This window comes from Streptococcus suis S735 (genome assembly GCF_000294495.1).
Taxonomy (GTDB): Bacteria; Bacillota; Bacilli; order Lactobacillales; family Streptococcaceae; genus Streptococcus; species Streptococcus suis.
The window spans coordinates 1-18,714 of record NC_018526.1 but is presented as its reverse complement, the minus strand read 5'-3'; the positions used below and the strand labels follow the sequence as shown (position 1 = coordinate 18,714).

Below are 18,714 nucleotides of genomic sequence, written 5' to 3'. Positions count from 1 at the left end.
CATACGTTTAGGAATGTTTGATAGATATTCAATTTTCAATGGACAAAATCTTAACAACTTCCGTTGTTAATGGAGCCTAGCGGGATCGAACCGCTGACCTCCTGCGTGCAAAGCAGGCGCTCTCCCAGCTGAGCTAAGGCCCCACAAGACCTCTCAAAATTAAAGAAGACTGACGTACAGGTTTCCATTTCCTTAGAAAGGAGGTGATCCAGCCGCACCTTCCGATACGGCTACCTTGTTACGACTTCACCCCAATCATCTATCCCACCTTAGGCGGCTGGCTCCTAAAAGGTTACCTCACCGACTTCGGGTGTTACAAACTCTCGTGGTGTGACGGGCGGTGTGTACAAGGCCCGGGAACGTATTCACCGCGGCGTGCTGATCCGCGATTACTAGCGATTCCGACTTCATGTAGGCGAGTTGCAGCCTACAATCCGAACTGAGACTGGCTTTAAGAGATTAGCTTGCCGTCACCGACTTGCGACTCGTTGTACCAGCCATTGTAGCACGTGTGTAGCCCAGGTCATAAGGGGCATGATGATTTGACGTCATCCCCACCTTCCTCCGGTTTATTACCGGCAGTCTCGCTAGAGTGCCCAACTGAATGATGGCAACTAACAATAGGGGTTGCGCTCGTTGCGGGACTTAACCCAACATCTCACGACACGAGCTGACGACAACCATGCACCACCTGTCACCGATGCTCCGAAGAGAAACCCTATCTCTAGGGCGGTCATCGGGATGTCAAGACCTGGTAAGGTTCTTCGCGTTGCTTCGAATTAAACCACATGCTCCACCGCTTGTGCGGGCCCCCGTCAATTCCTTTGAGTTTCAACCTTGCGGTCGTACTCCCCAGGCGGAGTGCTTAATGCGTTAGCTGCGGCACTGAGTCCCGGAAAGGACCCAACACCTAGCACTCATCGTTTACGGCGTGGACTACCAGGGTATCTAATCCTGTTCGCTCCCCACGCTTTCGAGCCTCAGCGTCAGTTACAGACCAGAGAGCCGCTTTCGCCACCGGTGTTCCTCCATATATCTACGCATTTCACCGCTACACATGGAATTCCACTCTCCCCTTCTGCACTCAAGTTTGACAGTTTCCAAAGCGTACTATGGTTAAGCCACAGCCTTTTACTTCAGACTTATCAAACCGCCTGCGCTCGCTTTACGCCCAATAAATCCGGACAACGCTCGGGACCTACGTATTACCGCGGCTGCTGGCACGTAGTTAGCCGTCCCTTTCTGGTAAGATACCGTCAAGTGAGAAACTTTCCACTCTTCTCACAGTTCTTCTCTTACAACAGAGCTTTACGATCCGAAAACCTTCTTCACTCACGCGGCGTTGCTCGGTCAGGGTTGCCCCCATTGCCGAAGATTCCCTACTGCTGCCTCCCGTAGGAGTCTGGGCCGTGTCTCAGTCCCAGTGTGGCCGATCACCCTCTCAGGTCGGCTATGTATCGAAGCCTTGGTGAGCCGTTACCTCACCAACTAGCTAATACAACGCAGGTCCATCTCATAGTGAAGCAATTGCTCCTTTCAAATATCTACCATGCGGTAAATACTGTTATGCGGTATTAGCTATCGTTTCCAATAGTTATCCCCCGCTATGAGGCAGGTTACCTACGCGTTACTCACCCGTTCGCAACTCATCCGTCTAGTGCAAGCACCAGACTTCAGCGTTCTACTTGCATGTATTAGGCACGCCGCCAGCGTTCGTCCTGAGCCAGGATCAAACTCTCATAAAAAGTTTTGATTCAAACTCAAGCTATTGCTAGCTTTCCGTTTTATTGTTTTGTTTTGTCATTGACGATTTATCTTTAGATAAATCACCCTGCACGTTTGGTTCGTCTTCTTTAATTTTCAAAGGTCTTGTCGTTATCGCGCTCTCGCGACAACTATCTTAGTTTATCATTTCTTGTGAACTTTGTCAACACTTTTTTGAAACTTTTTTTCGTTCCTCTGTTAACCAGTCCCTCAAGAGACAACTCCATTAGTCTATCATCTTCTGATGGTCTTGTCAACACTTTTTCGAAACTTTTTTCGTTCCTCTGTTAACTAGTCCCTCAAGAGACAACTCATTTATTCTATCATCTACTTTGGCAATTGTCAACCGGTTTTTTGGGATTTTTTACACTGAAAGTTCTATGTAGATACTTTGTTTTTTCTCCTATTCCTTCTTCCTGTGCTATAACCTATCTAAAAAGAAACTGAACAGAACTTTTTATGGTGCTTCTGCCCAATTTCTTAATTCGATTAACGTGATGTTAGTAACTAGCTTTAGCGAAAGTCTTTCAAATGAATTTGTAAATCACGTATCATTTCACGGCGACCATTAAAACATTGTCCGCTAATTAATTTTTCGTATTTATCAAGTTGATCATTGCTCAGATTTTTTCGATAATCTCTCAAGGCACCTCTCAACATTAATAATTCATCGTTTATCAATCCCGGTGATTGTATTGCGTGAGATAATTCGTAAATATCTTCATGTGGCATACGGTCAAACTTGCGTTTTTGACTTTCCTGTTTGCGGATACGATCTTTGATTCGATTTCTGAACTTGACTTTAAAATAACAATATAATTGAACTTGTTCATCAACTAGCCACGGTTGAGCTTCCAACAATTCAAACAAGGTCATCATTCCTTCTTGTTCCCAATCATCTCGATCCCATAGTTTAATGTAAAACTCTTTTCGAGCCTTGTTTACAATACCTTTGACGCTTGCGTACACTTTTTCGAATTCCATTACTTAATCTCCTTTTGTTGATGGTTTAAGTTTATCGAAAAGTGCTGTCTTTCTACAGGACATTTTTGTCTAGCATACTTTATTTGATTTTTCTTTTTTAAAGTACATTTGCTATTGATACTCTATGGCAAATATTGCATTCTGCTTCTGAAGGGAGTGATTTGGTATAGTTCTAAGATTGTGATAAATAACTATTGATTCGTTTTTCTTGTAAATGCCCTGTTTCTGATGTGTATCATGTAAAAAAGCCCTCGCCAAGATTATGTACTTAGCGAAGGCTTTGTGGTTATTTTAGTGGTTGAGAGTGAGGGAATGTCTTGCCAAGAGTATTTTTATACTACTCTTTCGTATTAATTTTCTCTTTTACCTCTTCATAAGAAAGGGGATGAACATCTTCATCATCACGTTCAATATTCTCTGGCATTTTGCCTGTTTCATAGAGAGATTTGATCTGAACACTGTCTAGGGTTTCGTATTTAAGTAATGCTTCTGCGATTAGTTTATGAGTTTCGCGATTAGACTGAATAATTTCAGCCGCTTTGTTGCGAGCTTCATTTAACAAATCACGTACTTCATTATCTAACTCATATGCAGTTTGCTCAGAAATATGTTTTTGAGTTGTTTGTCCACCAAACATTGCATGACTGCCTTCATACTGCATTGGTCCCATTTTGTCACTCATACCATATTCAGCAACCATAGCACGCGCCATCTGTGTAGCTTGCTCGAAGTCGTTTGATGCTCCTGTGGTCTGTGTATTAAAAATAATTTCTTCCGCAACACGACCACCCATAAGCCCAGCCAATTGCTCCTTCATATCTTCTTTAGAAAGAAGCATTTGATCTTCTTTAGGAAGGGCAATCATGTATCCACCTGCGCGACCGCGGGGAACAATTGTTACTTTGTGAACTTCACGTGCATTTGACAAGACAAGGCCGACAATCGTATGACCAGCTTCATGGTAGGCAACGATTTCGCGTTCTTTGGCTGAAACTTGACGGTCTTTCTTAGATGGACCTGCAATAACACGATCTTCTGCTTCGTCAATATCTGAAGCATCAATGACAGTCTTGTTTCGACGTGCAGCTACAAGGGCTGCTTCGTTCAGAACGTTCTCTAAATCTGCACCAACAAATCCTGGTGTTTGTTGTGCTACTAATTTCAAATCTACATCTGCTGCTAGTGGTTTATTCTTCGCATGAACTTTAAGGATTGCTTCACGTCCTTTAACATCCGGACGACCAACCAATACCTTACGGTCAAAACGACCTGGACGAAGAAGGGCAGGGTCTAAAACATCACTACGGTTGGTTGCGGCAATGACAATAATCCCTTCGTTCCCTTCAAAACCATCCATTTCAATTAAGAGTTGGTTGAGGGTTTGTTCACGTTCATCGTTACCGCCACCCATGCCGACACCACGTTGGCGACCGACAGCATCGATTTCATCGATGAAAATAATGGCTGGTGCTGCTTTTTTTGCATCTTCAAATAATGAACGAACACGGCTGGCACCGACACCAACAAACATTTCAACAAAATCTGAACCAGAAATGGAGAAGAATGGTACACCCGCTTCACCCGCTACTGCTTTGGCAAGCAAGGTTTTACCGGTTCCTGGAGGACCCTCTAGTAGCACACCTGCTGGAATACGTGCTCCAAGTTTAGTAAAGCGTTTTGGATCCTTCAAAAATTCAACAACTTCAACTAATTCTTGTTTTTCTTCCTCTGCACCTGCTACATCTGAGAAACGTACCTTGATGTTACTTTGTTCCAAAGCTTTAGCTTTATTCCGTCCAAAGTTCATTGCACCACGTGCTCCACCACCACCCTGGTTCATCATCATCATGAAGAATACACCAGCAATAACAAGTGGCAACAAATTAAAGATAATGTTCAACCATAGTCCATTAGAACTTTCAGGTTTAATAGCAACCTTTACTCCATTTTCATTTGCAAGAGCTTGTAGCTCTGACAAATTCGTTTCTGACGGTAAAATTAGCGACTTAAAGTTTTTATACTTAACTTTACTAGAAACTTGGAATAACTTAATAGATGAAGCTAACTCATCTTTAGCTTCCTGTTCTGTTTTGTACTTACCAGTAATTTCAATAACACTTGAATTTGGTTGATAAGTAATTTCAGATACATTATTATTTTTCAATTCAGTTACTACTTGTGAATAACTGATTTCTTGAGTTGCTACTTGCTGACCAGCGTTAAAAAATTGAAAGGCTGTAACAATAGTGGCAATAACGAGAATAATGAGAAAAGGATTTTTTATAAATCCTTTATTTGGTTGATTGTTCATAATATAGTAGGAAACCTTTTTCTATTTTGTGTAAACTTCCTCTTTGAGTACACCAACATAAGGAAGATTACGATAATTTTCATCATAATCTAAGCCAAATCCAACTACAAATTCATTTGGAATAGTAAAGCAAGTGTAGTCTGGCTCGATTTCAACAACACGACCTTCTGGTTTATCAAGAAGAGTGGCAATTTTAATAGAAGCTGCCTGACGCAAAGCAAAGAGTTCTTTCAATTCTTTTAATGTGCGACCAGTGTCAATAATATCCTCTACGAAGATGATATGTCGACCTGCAACACTATTGTCCAAATCCTTGATAATCTTAACGGTACCACAACTCTCCGTTCCGCCATGGTAGCTAGAAACAACCATATAATCCGTTTCTACATGGGCATCAATATGTTTCATTAATTCTGCCATAAATGGGATAGAACCTTTTAAAATTCCTACAAGAATAGGATTCTTATCTGCATAGTCTGTTGCTAGAATTTGACCGAGTTCTTTGCATTTTGCAACGATTTCTTCTTCTGAAACAAGAATTTTCTTAATATCTTTGTCCAACATAGTTGTTCTACTCTTTCATTTTTATATATAAGGTAGCTTTGATTATATCATTTTTTACTGATTTACTCAAATCACTGCTAACAAGATTCGTAATTCCATAAATTTCTCCATTCTGCTCGATAATAAGCGCATTTTGTCGAACTTTCTGTGAGATTTTATTATCAATAAACCAACGGCGGAGTTTTTTATTTACTCCGTTTATTAAAATGGTATCCCCAGCCTGCCTTCTCCTCACTACAATTGGATTTTCTGTAGGAAAATATAAAATACTATCCGCTTCTTCCAAAGGATGATTGAGAGAAAAAATATATGAACCGTAAGAAAAAATCCCCTCTGATTCTATCATGATTTTTTCTGGTTGACTATCCGTCTCTGGTCCTATTTTATAAATTTGAAAACGATGATAATCCTTTTCTAGCATGTAATCATTTTTCAATAAATGATAGTAGTTAGCTTTTGAACGCAAGATGTGTAATACTTCATTAAATTGTGGACGAGAGAGCTGTAAATCAGGAAATTTTTCCAAATATTCCTCTAATAGATAACTTTGTACCGCAGGTGTCTGTTGTTGAAAACTCATCACATCTGTAACGGATAAATCCTGTGTCAAATCTCTTAGCGCTTGAAATAGATTATTTGTATCAACTGCAAGATTATTGAGAGTAAGTTCGATTTTAGGATTTTCCTGTTTTAACTTTGGTAAATAGTCATTTCTGACTCTATTTCGAAAATATTTGAAATCTGCATTGCTGCAATCTTCAAAATGAAATAGCTTTTCAAAATCTGCCTTTTTAAAAGATAAAAGTGGTCGAATAAGTTCCCCTGTTGCAAAAGGCTGAGTCGGTTGAATTGCTGATAAGTGACGTAAACGCCCGCCTCTAATCAATCGCATAAAGACAGTTTCTGCTTGATCATCTGCATGGTGGGCTGTCACTAGTGCAGTGTAGCCTTCCTTCTCCATGATTGTAGCAAAAAATCCATAACGCCATTTTCGCGCCGCTTCTTCTGAAAAAACACCTTCAAAATAGGACAGATAAAAGGGAACATTACTTTCTTCTGCTAACTGTCTAAGATATTTTTCCTCAATGACAGATTCTTCTCTCTGTCCATGATTAATATGAGCAATTCCAAGTTCAATCCCTAACACTTGTTTGCATTCGTATAAAAGATGGAATAGGTTCATAGAATCTAACCCACCAGATACGGCTACTAGTACTTTCTTATGTTTATCAAAAAAGTGACCATCCAGTGTCACTTTTAAAAATCTATCTTTCATTTACTTTAAAATCCTGTAAATATCATTTGCAATTTGTGTAATCTCATCATAATTTGATTTATCTGTAAAAATAGATAAAACAAAGGGAGACCCTGCGTAAACAATCGCTACATCGTGTTTGACATCGTCTGCATCGCCAATTTTATGAGCAACTGGAACTGAGATGTCTTTCGAAATACGTTGATTATCAAATTGAGTAGATAACAAACTTTCTAGCACATAGCCATTTTGAATATATAAGGCTTCCATCATTTTCCCTGCAATCTCAGCTGAAGTTTCACGTGTAACCATACTCCACTCACTACCTGTTTTAGCAGTTATTACTTGATAAAAATTAGAATCGAATTTATTAGCTACATAATAAGAAAGTAAATTACTAGCTACATTATCTGACTCTTTAGCAGTCTTATTGATCAATTCTTCCACTGAATAATCTTTGTTGTCAGGAGTTTTTGACAGTGAACCACTTCCTCCAGCAACATAAGCTCCTGGGAAGGATATAGATTCGGCTGTATATTTCACTTTAGTAGTCAAATCAATATATCCAGCATTCAGTTGCTCTTGAACGTAATAAAGAATTGGTAGTTTAGCAATGCTGGCAGAATAGAATAGTTTCTCTTGATTTACACCTGCAGTTTGACCTGTTGACAATTGTTTCACATATATACCAATAGTATCTTTGGAATATTTGTTAGTCAACAACTCTTGAACGGCTTCTACTCTATTATCCGTTTTAGAAAGATTATTTACTGCAATCCAACCTTTATCTGTAACATAGGCAAAATCACCTAGGGAAGTTGTCACAATTTTAGAAACCATAACAGCTTGATAGGGTTGTAAATCATTTTTTATTTCCGTAGCTTCGTTAGCAATTGGTGAGGTTAACAATGTGAAACCTTTTTTTGTCCAATAAGTTTGCTCAACAGTAGTTTCTGTAACAATTACATCATCAAATAGTAGATGCCTACTTGCAAGAATGTAACCCTTGTCATCTATTTGGAAAACCAATTCTTTTTTGCTATTGACTAGAACATCCGTAATAGAAAAATGTTGGTTCGGCTGTAATTGTCCACCTGCTATAGTCAATTCTTCATCCGAATAAAGATTCTCAGTTTGAAAAACATTTGGGTTTTGAGGGATAGTTTGAAAATACTGATCATAGATAGTATGAGTCAATTCGTATTCTTCTTGCGCTGTGAGTTCAAATGGTATTTCTGTACTATCGACCACCTGCCATCCAAATAAAACTGGCAATAACCATACGAGCAGTTTTTTCTGCATACTCCCTCCTTTCTACGATTCATTTTCTTCTAACTTTAATTCTCTATTCTTTTGATTCAACTCTTCTAATTTTTCATCAGAATGCTGTAAAAATTGCTCTACAATTTTAAAAATAGATTCGGTCATTTTGGTAACCCTGGAATATTGTAGACAAATTCCCCTTCTTTAGAGTATTGATACTTAGCCCGAACATACTTTGCTGCGTATTCCTCATTTTTCAATTTTGCAACCATCTCTGCTTCCTGCTTCTGTTCTTTGGTCAGTTCTTCGTAATTTTTTTCCAATTCAGCAAGTTTCTTTTCCTGCTGCTGAATATTAGTGTAAGTCCCAACAAGATTATAGGCAGGCAACATAAAAAGAAAGATAACTAGAATGAGAATTGCACCCATAAAACGATTTTTTTGTTGGCGTTCTGCCAATTGATGCTGAGTTTTTTTACGCTCCGACTGAATAAAGGCATTATTCAGTTGTAGAATTTTAGATTTCTTCATCTTTTTCTATCCTTTTTTCACTGATAATTTCATACATTTTCAGTGCGTCTTCTTTTTTAGTCGAATCTTTCATTTCAAGTACTTTTACAGTGAGTAGTTTATTACCAAATTGGATTTCAACCTGATCATTTACTTTTAAATCTGTTGAAGATTTCGCCAAAATCCCATTGACTTTTATTCGTCCTTTATCGGCAACTTCCTTCGCAACTGTTCGACGCTTGATAATGCGGGATACTTTCAAATATTTATCTAGTCTCATACTTTACCTCAGTTCATTATTTTACCATTTTTCAAGGTATTTGAGAAATTTATTCTGCCTTCCTTGCTTTAATTTCTTTTAATTTTTCGGCAAAAGAAATCAATTCCTCTAATATTTCATATTCTTTTTTCTGTTGAATGTTAAACACAACAGCTAGTTTTCCTTTATTTTCCGTTATCTGAGCTTTCAAATTTGTCACAGATAAAGCTTCAAAGTAATCTTGCGTTAGGAAAATTTGACCAGCCATAGGTTCGAATGTTACTGTCACTTGATGTTGTCGTCTAAGAACTGTATGACAGAAAACTTGGTCTAAAAATGACTTCAGTAGACCGATTTCAAGCAAGTAGGCTACTACATCAGGATACTCTCCAAAACGGTCAATCAATTCTTCTTGCAATTCTTGATAGTTGACACGACTGTCAATATTCTTTATACGCTTGTAAATTTCAATTTTTTGTCGCTGATCACCAATATAATCACTTGGTAAATAGGCATCAATCTGTAAATTGACCTCGGAATTACTCTTCTGACGTTGGGTTGCCTTACCTTGTTTTTCCAAGATAGCTTGTTCCAGCAATTGTGAATACATCTCATATCCCACAGAATCAATAAAACCTGACTGAGCAGCACCTAAAATATTTCCCGCACCACGAATGGACAAATCTTGCATGGCAATCTTGAAACCTGATCCTAGTTCTGTAAAGCCCTTGATTGCCTCCAAACGTTTTTCAGCTACTTCTGTCAAGGACTTGTCTGGACGGTACATGAGATAGGCATAGGCAATCCGACTGGAACGGCCAACACGTCCTCTAAGTTGATAAAGAGTTGACAGTCCCATATGATCTGCATTTTCAATAAACAGTGTATTAGCATTTGGAATATCAACACCTGTTTCGATGATTGTTGTGGTCACTAGAATATCATATTCACCCTCTACAAAAGCATAGAGAGTATTTTCTAATTGGATCTCCGACATTTGTCCATGGACGTATCCTATAGTAGCTTCTGGAACCAATTCTTTTAATTCAGACACTTTCTGTTCAATGGTATCAACTTTATTGTAAAGATAGTAAACCTGACCTCCGCGATCTATCTCTCGAAGCATTGCATCTCGGATAACGGAAGGATTTGTTTCCATCACATAAGTTTGTACAGGATAGCGATTTGTCGGTGGAGTCTCAATTACTGATAAGTCGCGGATTCCCAGCATGGACATTTGCAATGTCCGAGGAATCGGAGTTGCAGTCAAGGTTAGGACATCTATTTTCTTTTTCAGTTCCTTCAAGCGTTCCTTATGCTTGACACCAAACCGTTGCTCTTCGTCAATAACCAGTAAACCTAAATCAGCAAAAACAACATCTTTTGATAGAAGGCGATGGGTACCAATCAAGATGTCAACTTGGCCTTTTTTCAACTTCTCAAGTGTTTTTTCCTGCTCTGCCTTTGTTTTAAAACGACTCATAACATCCACATTGACGGGAAATTCTGCAAACCGTTCTTGGAAATTAGCATAGTGTTGCTGGGCTAAAACAGTCGTAGGTACAAGAATAGCTACTTGCTTGCCATCATTGACTGCTTTGAAAGCAGCGCGCATGGCTACCTCTGTCTTACCAAATCCGACATCTCCTACTAACAGACGGTCCATTGGAGAGTCTTTTTCCATGTCTTTTTTGATTTCATCAATGGAACGGAGTTGGTCATCGGTTTCCACGTGTGTAAAGTAGTTGTCAAATTCAACTTGATTTTCATCATCAGGTGAAAAGGCAAAGCCTTTCAGCTGACTACGCTCCGCATAAAGCTTAATCAAATCATCTGCAATATCCTCCACTTGCTTCTGAACTTTTTGCTTGGTTCGTTGGAACCGGCCATCGTTTAGTTTATTAACTTTTGGAGCTTTCCCATCGGACGCTAAGTATTTGGAGAGAAGATCAATTTGTTCTACAGGAATAGAAATGCGATCGGAGTTTTGATATTGAACCGTTAAATAATCACGATGAATGCCTGAAATTTCAATAGTCTCAATTCCTAAGTATTGACCGATACCATGAACATGGTGAACAACATAGTCACCAACTGCTAATTCACTATAGTCCTTAATACGTTCAGCGTTAGAAATATTGGTTCTACGTGTCTTACGCTTCATTTTCTTATTGAAAATCTCTTTTTCAGTGATGAAAACTAGTTTCTCATCCATCAAATGAAAACCTGAAGCTAACTGACCAATCGTAACCTGTTGCTGACCTTCTACTAACTTATCTGCTGCATGTACTGGAAGATGGATATCATACTCTTGTAAATTTTTCTGTAAAGTCTGTAAACTTACATCAGAACTCGCTTGAATAACAACGGTATTGTTTGATTTCGCATACCGAGTCAATTCATCTTTTAACAGTGGAATCTGGTGGAAAAATTCCTGCATAGGATGCTGTGTGAATTGATAAAGAGCATCAAACTTTACATTTCCTAAACCTTTTTGAAAACTTGAAAAGAAGGTGGCAGGTTTGTATTTTCTCAATTCAGCATAAGTTGAGGCAAAATATTTCAAACTTGACACTGTTTTACCCTTCTGTAAATCATCTGTCAACAAGTCTGCAATTTCTTTTTCAAATTGAGCCTGCTTATCAGCGATTTTATGAAAATCATCCAAAAATAAGGGAGAACTCTTTGGCAAGTAATCCAACAATGTCCATGATTGTTCATAGATACAGGACAAGAATTTACGCAAATCTGGATGCCGGTACTCCGTCTGCATATCAGCTAAGACTTCTCGTAAGTAAGACTGTTGCTCCTCTAGAGTCGATTGTTCAATAGCTGTCTGAATGTATTGGCTAGCTCTACTATAGTCTTCTGAAGACAAAATGATATCGGAAGCTGGAGAGATCGAGATTTCGTCTAGATTTTCTAAGGATTTTTGACTGTCAACATCAAAGATACGAATGCCATCAATCTCATCTCCAAAAAATTCTATTCGGTAAGGTGTTTCTGATTGCATGTCAAAAATATCTAGAATATCACCTCGTTGGCTAAATTCTCCCTGGGTTAATACACGAGACACTTTTTTGTAGCCGATGTTGACAAGGTTCTTTACAAGTTTGTCAACTTCTATTTCTTGACCAACTTCAAGCTGTATTTTAGAACCTTTATAAGTCTCAGGACTCGGCAATAAGACCCGACAAGCAACTATACTAGCAACTAAAATTCCTGAACTGGTAGAATCTGTCAAGAAATTTAAACTGTCAATCCTTGATTGAGTCCGTTCTTTTGATGCAAAAACAAACTCGGCAATAGGACTATCATCTGTAAAAAAGTTGTAAACATTCTCACTTCCAATAATGGCTGTTAAATCTGCAACTAATTTCTCAGCATCATTTTGAGTGGCAGTCACAATCATAATCTTTTCGGCCAAACAATCATAGGCAGTCGCCATTATAAGTGACTTACTAGTCCCAGATAGTCCTAATAATAACTGACGTGTTGATTGATTCAATCCTGACTGCCATTGATTGATTTGCTTGTTCTTGTGAAGTAAATCGAGTATATTCATTATCCGTTAAACTTTCTCATTACTGTATCAAAATCATCTTCTTCGAGATATACGTTGACAGCCTTGTCAAGTTTATCTAGTGCTAAGTCGATTTCAATACGGTCCTCTATATCAAAGCCAGACAAGACATGGTTTACAACGCTCATTTTTCCTTTAGGACGCCCAATACCAATCTTGATACGGTCAAATTCCTGTGTTCCAATATGCTTGACAATGGATTTGATACCATTGTGGCCACCAGCTGAGCCTTTTTGACGGAAACGGATTTTTCCAACAGCCATGTCCAAGTCGTCATAAGCTACTAAAATATCAGTTGCATCCAGACCATAATAAGTCATTAAGGCATGGACAGCCTTACCTGATTCATTCATGAAAGTCGTTGGTTTGACCAGGTAAATTTTTTCACCATCAATAAAGGTTGTGGCAATGTCTGCTTGGAAAATCTTATCGTGGTTAAAGGTCACATTTTCACGCTTAGCAATCTTATCCAGCAGCATAAAACCAACGTTATGTTTTGTTTCAAAATAGCGGTCTCCGGGATTTCCCAAACCGATAATCAATCGTGTCATTTTTTCTCCTTAAATACCAAAAGGCTGGAAAAAGCTTTCCAACCAAGTAATCATCCTCTTTGATGCGATAAACTGTTCTTAGTCTAGGCGTTGAAACCGCAGACAATACTGATGGTATGGCAAGGTAAAACAACGAAGAATAAGGACAGTTTAGCAATCAAACGTTAAAGCGGAACTCCATGATGTCCCCATCTTGAACCACGTACTCTTTTCCTTCTTCACGAAGGCGTCCTGCTTCTTTAACAGCCTTCTCAGAGCCGTAGGTCATTAAATCATCGTATGACATGGTAACGGCACGGATAAAACCTTTTTCGAAGTCTGAATGGATAATGCCTGCACACTGAGGAGCTTTCATACCACGTTTGAAGGTCCAAGCACGAACCTCCTTCTCCCCTGCTGTAAAGTAGGTGCCTAGACCAAGCAAGTGATAGGCTGCACGTGTTAATTTGTCCACGCCAGATTCTGTTAATCCGAGTGCTTCTAAAAACTCGCCCTTGTCTTCATCGTCGAGTTCTGAAATTTCTTCTTCAGCACGCGCAGAGATCACCACCACTTCTGCATTTTCTGTTGCTGCAAAGTCACGGATTTGCTGAACATAACTGATAGCCTCAGGATCTGCTACCTTGTCTTCATCAACATTGGCAACATAGAGGACGGGTTTAGTGGTCAAGAGGAAGAGTTGCTTAACGATTTTTTGTTCTTCATCTGTGAACTCAACTGTGCGGGCAGATTTTCCGTCTTCTAGGACAGGTTTGATTTTTTCAAGAACTGCAAATTCTGCGACAGAATCTTTGTCTTTTTGCGTACGGGCCATTTTTTCTACACGCGCATAACGCTTGTTGATGCTCTCTAGGTCCGCCAAAATCAATTCTAGGTTAATGGTATCAATATCAGCGATTGGATCCACAAAGGCATCTTCACGGCCTTGTTCACGCATGACATTTTCATCGTCAAAGGCACGCACAACGTGGACAATCGCATCAACTTCGCGGATATTGGCCAAGAATTTATTTCCAAGTCCTTCACCTTTAGAAGCACCTTTTACGATACCAGCAATATCAGTAAATTCAAAAGTCGTTGGCACTGTCTTTTTAGGGATGATGAGTTCGGTCAACTTCTGCAGACGCTCATCGGGCACTTCTACCATGCCGACGTTTGGATCAATAGTTGCGAAAGGGTAGTTTGCAGCTTCTGCTCCTGCCTTGGTAATTGCGTTAAATAGGGTTGATTTACCAACGTTTGGCAAACCGACGATTCCTGCTGTTAAAGACATGTTTTTTTTACTCTCCAATTAAAAATTCAATCATGACTATTATAGCAGAAAAGTAGAGAAAAAGCTTGCTGTTTGGCAAGCTTCGTTAAAAATAATGCTTAATAAATAATCCACCTAAAAGCATAACTGCAAGAAAAATGAGAAGGACAACATCTCCTCTTGTAAGAGGTCGTTTGGATTCTTCGTTCAAGAATTCCCAACCATTCATTTTTCCTCGTTGTTCCACCACAATTTCCTTCTCAGGTTCTTTCCCTAAAACCAGATAATCCAGACTGACACCAAAGATTTCTGCCAGCTGGACCAGTTTGTCAATATCTGGTGTGGCTTCACCATTTTCCCACTTGGAAACAGCCTGACGGGAAATATAGAGTTTCTCTGCCAACTCATCTTGGGATAGGTTCTTGGCTGTGCGTAAAACTCGAATTTGCTGTGCTAACTGCTTCATGATCATTTCCTCCTCTTTTTTCTAAGTCTATTATAGTTTAGAAAGGAACAGTTGACTAGCACTTTTTAGGAAAAATTCGCAACCAGTAGTTGCAAACTGTCAACTAGGCTTCACTTGGCAGAACTTGTTTCATTTTTCGTTCAAAATCATGCCGGCTCATCATAACGACATGGTCACAGTTGGTACAGCGGATTTTAATATCCGCTCCTAGACGGATAACCTCCCATTTATTAGCCTTCTTTCCGGTCGATTTGATGACACAGGCATGGGGCTTTTTCATTTCGACAAAGGTTCCTAATTGGTACATACTTCCTCCTTAAAGATACATACTTCTTTCCTGATAGGTTAACGTTACCTCATTTGCAGTGCATGTCTCTCCATCTATTTGCAATAATAATTTTTCTTTTGATTTTAAAACTACATCTACCCCTGTTAAATGCTGAATCGTATGAGAAGATTCATGCCTCTTCGTTAATAAGGCTAACAATGATTGTAGACGTTGGTAGAAATTTCCATTTTTGAAGTAAACAATATCTACTTCCTTCTTTTTAGCACTTGCTGTTGGCCATATCATGATTCCTCCACCAAAATAAAGACTATTTGCTACAGAAATAAAAAAGAGATTATCTAACTGATAAGATTTTTCATCAAGAGTTAATTCTAAGTTTATAGCTTGTTTTGAAAATAATGTTTTAATACCAAAGAATAGATAAGTTAACTTCCCAAGTTTTACCTTGTTCAGAATTTTTTTCAAAATTGAATTCGTTGAACCATTGATAACTTGAGCTGCAAAGCCAAAATCCATACTGTTTACAACCGTTCCGTATGAACTGTTTAAAACATATATCCGACTTGTTTTTCTCTCTAAAATGGCATCTACACTTCTATATAGCGATGTTATATTCATTGCCTTAGCAAAATCATTTCCAGATCCTGTTGGATAATAAGCAAACGGTAGACTAGCTGGCCAAAAACGCAAAGCTTTAGATAGTGTGCCGTCTCCGCCTAAAATCATTAATTGATCTTCACTACTGACAAACTCCTTTAAAATAGCCTCTATTTGACTTTTTTCATCCTCAGGACCAACTGTCATAAAAATGTTAACTGCAAGCTGTGGATAACTTTCTTTTATTTTGAATATGATATGTTCAGCAGTATGGCTACCAGCATTAGGATTAGCTAATATATATAACGTCATTTATTCCCCATCACTAAATATATAAAAATAAGCTAGGTGCTATTTTTTAGTATAACATAAAAACGGCTAGTTTAGCCGTTCTTAATATTATTTAGTTGGTACGAACTGGTGTAACCAATTGAATAAAATCTTCCCCTTCATTATTTGGAATCAATGTAAATGGACGGACAGAAGAGATAAAGCTAATTTTCACTTGTTCACTAGTTGTGGCTTTCAATGCTTCTATCAAGTAAGTTGGGTTAAAGCTGATTACTAAATCTTCACCTGATACTTCTACAGTATCTAATTCCTCATTCACACGTCCAACTTCTGGAGAATTTACATGAGCCGATACAACATTATTAGCAATTTCTAGTTTTACTGTACCATTTTGGGTTGCATTTGAAAGAAGACGAGCACGCTCCATCGAGTGACGAAGATTTGCAGTATCAAAAATTGCAGTTGTTTTAAACTCAGTTGGAATTAAGCGGTCGGTATCAGGGTAGGTACCTTCTAATAAGCGTGTATAGAAGCTAATATGCTCGCTTCTAAAAAGGATTTGATTATTTGAAAAGAAGACTTCTACTGTTTCAATATCATCTGTAAAAACTGCAGTAAATTCACGGAGAGAACGACTTGGAATGACAACATTAAAATCATCACCAGAGGTATCAAGGACCAATTTCCGTTGGCTCATACGGTGTGAATCTGTTGCAACAGTTTTTAGATTTTTATTTTCTGTTAAAACAAAATGAACACCCGTAAGAATAGGACGACTTTCTTGTGTAGAAGCTGCAAATGCTGTTTCATTAATTGTTTGTTTTAATACTTTGGTTTCTAACACCAATGGTTTTGAAGTTGGAACTTCCTGTAAACGAGGATACTGTTCTGCTTCTTTTCCCTTTAATGTGATTTCAGACTTACCACTTGTCAAAACGATTTGCTTTTGTTCAATTTCATTGAAGTCAAGGACCAAATCCGGCATACTGGATACGACATTAATAAAGAAACCAGCTTCTAAGAGAATGGAACCTGGAGAACTGATCAAAAGCCCTGCATTTTCATCTTGAATAGAAATAAAATGTTCTATCGAGATTTGTCCATTTGAACCAGTTAAAGTGATTCCTTCACTAGTTACTGTAATTTTTACTGTTGAAAGAATTGGAATAGCATTTTTTGTACTGATTGCCCGTTTAGTAATACTAAGTGCTTGTAGAAATATATTTTTATTAATAGAAAATTGAATCATGGATTCTCCTTTATTTATTATCTATAAGGTTAATAGTAATAGTAGTCTCTGTGTATTCTGTGGAAAAGTGATGAAAGACCAATAAAACTGCGGAAATTAACTTGTTCACAACTTGTGGAAAAAACAGAGTTTTTTAAAAAAGTTATACACAGGTTAACGAAGTTTATTTTTTATACTGGTAATCTCTATTTCTAAATTCTCATCATCCAAGAGGAGAGTTTTTATTTTATTGTATGCATGCATAACGGTTGTATGGTCTCGATTACCAAATTCTTTCCCAATTTTTGGAAGGGAATTGTCTGTCATTTCACGTGCTAAAAACATAGCAACTTGTCGCGCGTGAACGATATGTTGAACACGCTTAGAACCTTTTAATTCTTTCAAGCTGACACCGTAGAAATTTCCCACTTCGGTTTGGATTTTCTCAATAGGAATAACCATGTTTTGTGGATTTGTTTGTTTTCTTGATCGAATAGCCTCAGCAGCAACCTCGACACTTATCTCAGACAGTTGACGCATAGTGGCTATCAAATGGATATCTTTTAAGGCACCTTCAAGGTCACGTACGTTCGAATCAAATTGCCCAGCTAGATAGGATAGCGTCTCATTTGTAAAGTTGTAAGGCAGGTTCTCGCACTTGTTACGTAAAATTGCGATACGTGTTTCAAAATCAGGTGGAGTGATTTCACTGGTTAACCCCCATTTGAAACGTGTTACTAGTCTTTCTTCCAAATTGTCTAAGTGATCGGGATTACGGTCGCTTGTGAGTACAATCTGCTTATTTTTTTCATGAAGCGCATTAAAAGTATGGAAAAATTCTTCCTGTGTTGTTGCTTTATTACGGAGAGACTGAATATCATCAATTAGAAGTAAGTCCAGATTGCGATAGGTTTTTTTGAAACTTTCCATATCATTGAGACGGAGGTGTTCTAAAAATTCATTGATGAATGTTTCCGATGAGACATATTTTATCCTTGCCTGGGGATTATCGGCTAGAACCTTATTTCCAATCGCATTTAAAATATGAGTTTTTCCAAGACCAGGACCACCAAAAATGAATAATGGATTGTAGAGCTCACCTAGGTTATCAGATACAGCTAAAGCTGCAGCCTTTGCCCAGTGATTATTGTCTCCTTGTACAAAATTAGCAAAGGTGTACTGGGATTTTATATCAGAATGAACCGGTTTAAAAGTTTCTTGAGGAGTAGCCGGCTCAAGTGTCTGTACCTGGTGAACTATTGAACTTCTTGTGTTTGTAGTATTCCTAATCTCCTGTTCATCCTCTGTAAATTGATATTGGATGGTAAGAGGCTCTCCGTAGCTTTCAAAACTAGCGGCAATCATTAACTCTTCGAAGTTTTTTTCCCAGAAATCTTTTTTAAATGGACGATTTAAGAAAATATTGGCAACTTGCTGGTTGATTCCGAGTAATTTTGCATCAGCGACATAAAAATCATAAATAGATGGCTTAAAATTTACCTTTGCCAATTCAATAAATCGTTGCCAAAAAAGTTGTTCTTGGTTCAT

16 protein-coding genes, 1 tRNA gene and 1 rRNA gene are annotated in these 18,714 nt (G+C 38.3%); all 18 read right to left on the bottom strand.

Features of this window, described 5'->3' with window-relative positions; translation table 11 throughout:
• Positions 1 to 70: 70 nt before the first annotated feature.
• Positions 71 to 143, bottom strand: a tRNA-Ala gene (locus YYK_RS00090).
• A 53-nt stretch (positions 144 to 196) separates the two neighbouring features.
• A 16S ribosomal RNA gene (locus YYK_RS00085) occupies positions 197 to 1,745 on the bottom strand.
• Between the two features lie 532 nt (positions 1,746 to 2,277).
• Positions 2,278 to 2,748 (bottom strand): sigma-70 RNA polymerase sigma factor region 4 domain-containing protein, encoded by a 471-nt coding sequence (locus YYK_RS00080; RefSeq protein ID WP_011921639.1) that lies wholly within the window; start codon positions 2,746 to 2,748, stop codon positions 2,278 to 2,280.
• Positions 2,749 to 3,085: 337 nt separating this feature from the next.
• Positions 3,086 to 5,059 carry an ATP-dependent zinc metalloprotease FtsH gene (gene ftsH, locus YYK_RS00075; protein WP_011921638.1) on the bottom strand — a complete coding sequence of 658 codons (1,974 nt, stop codon included), beginning with the start codon at positions 5,057 to 5,059 and terminating at the stop codon, positions 3,086 to 3,088.
• A 21-nt stretch (positions 5,060 to 5,080) separates the two neighbouring features.
• Positions 5,081 to 5,623 (bottom strand): hypoxanthine phosphoribosyltransferase, encoded by a 543-nt coding sequence (gene hpt, locus YYK_RS00070; protein ID WP_012775463.1) that lies wholly within the window; start codon positions 5,621 to 5,623, stop codon positions 5,081 to 5,083.
• 7 nt (positions 5,624 to 5,630) lie between these two features.
• Positions 5,631 to 6,899 (bottom strand): tRNA lysidine(34) synthetase TilS, encoded by a 1,269-nt coding sequence (gene tilS / locus YYK_RS00065; protein WP_011921636.1) that lies wholly within the window; start codon positions 6,897 to 6,899, stop codon positions 5,631 to 5,633.
• Positions 6,900 to 8,180, bottom strand: coding sequence for a serine hydrolase (locus YYK_RS00060; RefSeq protein WP_011921635.1), 1,281 nt, complete (start codon positions 8,178 to 8,180; stop codon positions 6,900 to 6,902).
• A 12-nt stretch (positions 8,181 to 8,192) separates the two neighbouring features.
• Positions 8,193 to 8,306 (bottom strand): SP_0009 family protein, encoded by a 114-nt coding sequence (locus YYK_RS10440; RefSeq protein ID WP_004194325.1) that lies wholly within the window; start codon positions 8,304 to 8,306, stop codon positions 8,193 to 8,195.
• Positions 8,303 to 8,671, bottom strand: coding sequence for an FtsB family cell division protein (locus YYK_RS00050; protein ID WP_004194327.1), 369 nt, complete (start codon positions 8,669 to 8,671; stop codon positions 8,303 to 8,305). Before YYK_RS00050 ends, YYK_RS10440 begins: the two co-directional genes overlap by 4 nt.
• Positions 8,658 to 8,930, bottom strand: coding sequence for an RNA-binding S4 domain-containing protein (locus YYK_RS00045; RefSeq protein WP_004194330.1), 273 nt, complete (start codon positions 8,928 to 8,930; stop codon positions 8,658 to 8,660). The genes YYK_RS00050 and YYK_RS00045 overlap by 14 nt, the downstream gene beginning before the upstream one ends.
• 49 nt (positions 8,931 to 8,979) lie before the next feature.
• Positions 8,980 to 12,474 carry a transcription-repair coupling factor gene (mfd, locus tag YYK_RS00040; protein WP_011921634.1) on the bottom strand — a complete coding sequence of 1,165 codons (3,495 nt, stop codon included), beginning with the start codon at positions 12,472 to 12,474 and terminating at the stop codon, positions 8,980 to 8,982.
• Positions 12,474 to 13,043, bottom strand: coding sequence for an aminoacyl-tRNA hydrolase (pth, locus tag YYK_RS00035; protein WP_011921633.1), 570 nt, complete (start codon positions 13,041 to 13,043; stop codon positions 12,474 to 12,476). Before pth ends, mfd begins: the two co-directional genes overlap by 1 nt.
• Before the next feature lie 157 nt (positions 13,044 to 13,200).
• Positions 13,201 to 14,316: a redox-regulated ATPase YchF gene (gene ychF / locus YYK_RS00030; protein ID WP_012774879.1), complete on the bottom strand. Its 1,116-nt coding sequence runs from the start codon at positions 14,314 to 14,316 to the stop codon at positions 13,201 to 13,203.
• A gap of 85 nt (positions 14,317 to 14,401) precedes the next feature.
• Positions 14,402 to 14,761, bottom strand: a complete 360-nt coding sequence (locus YYK_RS00025; protein WP_012774878.1) for a helix-turn-helix domain-containing protein — start codon at positions 14,759 to 14,761, stop codon at positions 14,402 to 14,404.
• Positions 14,762 to 14,864: 103 nt separating this feature from the next.
• On the bottom strand, positions 14,865 to 15,068 hold the full coding sequence (locus tag YYK_RS00020; RefSeq protein WP_011922523.1) for a DUF951 domain-containing protein: 204 nt from the start codon (positions 15,066 to 15,068) through the stop codon (positions 14,865 to 14,867).
• Positions 15,069 to 15,077: 9 nt separating this feature from the next.
• Positions 15,078 to 15,959, bottom strand: a complete 882-nt coding sequence (locus tag YYK_RS00015; protein ID WP_011921629.1) for a diacylglycerol/lipid kinase family protein — start codon at positions 15,957 to 15,959, stop codon at positions 15,078 to 15,080.
• 91 nt (positions 15,960 to 16,050) lie between these two features.
• Positions 16,051 to 17,187 carry a DNA polymerase III subunit beta gene (gene dnaN, locus YYK_RS00010; RefSeq protein WP_004194538.1) on the bottom strand — a complete coding sequence of 379 codons (1,137 nt, stop codon included), beginning with the start codon at positions 17,185 to 17,187 and terminating at the stop codon, positions 16,051 to 16,053.
• 153 nt (positions 17,188 to 17,340) lie between these two features.
• Positions 17,341 to 18,714: a chromosomal replication initiator protein DnaA gene (dnaA, locus tag YYK_RS00005; protein WP_011921628.1), complete on the bottom strand. Its 1,374-nt coding sequence runs from the start codon at positions 18,712 to 18,714 to the stop codon at positions 17,341 to 17,343.

What these genes read in the sequence shown, in the direction of transcription:
- YYK_RS00080 (WP_011921639.1), bottom strand. Translation starts at nt 2,748, where the DNA reads ATGGAATTCGAAAAAGTGTACGCAAGCGTCAAAGGTATTGTAAACAAG.
- ftsH (WP_011921638.1), bottom strand. Translation starts at nt 5,059, where the DNA reads ATGAACAATCAACCAAATAAAGGATTTATAAAAAATCCTTTTCTCATT.
- hpt (WP_012775463.1), bottom strand. Translation starts at nt 5,623, where the DNA reads ATGTTGGACAAAGATATTAAGAAAATTCTTGTTTCAGAAGAAGAAATC.
- tilS (WP_011921636.1), bottom strand. Translation starts at nt 6,899, where the DNA reads ATGAAAGATAGATTTTTAAAAGTGACACTGGATGGTCACTTTTTTGAT.
- YYK_RS00060 (WP_011921635.1), bottom strand. Translation starts at nt 8,180, where the DNA reads ATGCAGAAAAAACTGCTCGTATGGTTATTGCCAGTTTTATTTGGATGG.
- YYK_RS10440 (WP_004194325.1), bottom strand. Translation starts at nt 8,306, where the DNA reads ATGACCGAATCTATTTTTAAAATTGTAGAGCAATTTTTACAGCATTCT.
- YYK_RS00050 (WP_004194327.1), bottom strand. Translation starts at nt 8,671, where the DNA reads ATGAAGAAATCTAAAATTCTACAACTGAATAATGCCTTTATTCAGTCG.
- YYK_RS00045 (WP_004194330.1), bottom strand. Translation starts at nt 8,930, where the DNA reads ATGAGACTAGATAAATATTTGAAAGTATCCCGCATTATCAAGCGTCGA.
- mfd (WP_011921634.1), bottom strand. Translation starts at nt 12,474, where the DNA reads ATGAATATACTCGATTTACTTCACAAGAACAAGCAAATCAATCAATGG.
- pth (WP_011921633.1), bottom strand. Translation starts at nt 13,043, where the DNA reads ATGACACGATTGATTATCGGTTTGGGAAATCCCGGAGACCGCTATTTT.
- ychF (WP_012774879.1), bottom strand. Translation starts at nt 14,316, where the DNA reads ATGTCTTTAACAGCAGGAATCGTCGGTTTGCCAAACGTTGGTAAATCA.
- YYK_RS00025 (WP_012774878.1), bottom strand. Translation starts at nt 14,761, where the DNA reads ATGAAGCAGTTAGCACAGCAAATTCGAGTTTTACGCACAGCCAAGAAC.
- YYK_RS00020 (WP_011922523.1), bottom strand. Translation starts at nt 15,068, where the DNA reads ATGTACCAATTAGGAACCTTTGTCGAAATGAAAAAGCCCCATGCCTGT.
- YYK_RS00015 (WP_011921629.1), bottom strand. Translation starts at nt 15,959, where the DNA reads ATGACGTTATATATATTAGCTAATCCTAATGCTGGTAGCCATACTGCT.
- dnaN (WP_004194538.1), bottom strand. Translation starts at nt 17,187, where the DNA reads ATGATTCAATTTTCTATTAATAAAAATATATTTCTACAAGCACTTAGT.
- dnaA (WP_011921628.1), bottom strand. Translation starts at nt 18,714, where the DNA reads ATGAACCAAGAACAACTTTTTTGGCAACGATTTATTGAATTGGCAAAG.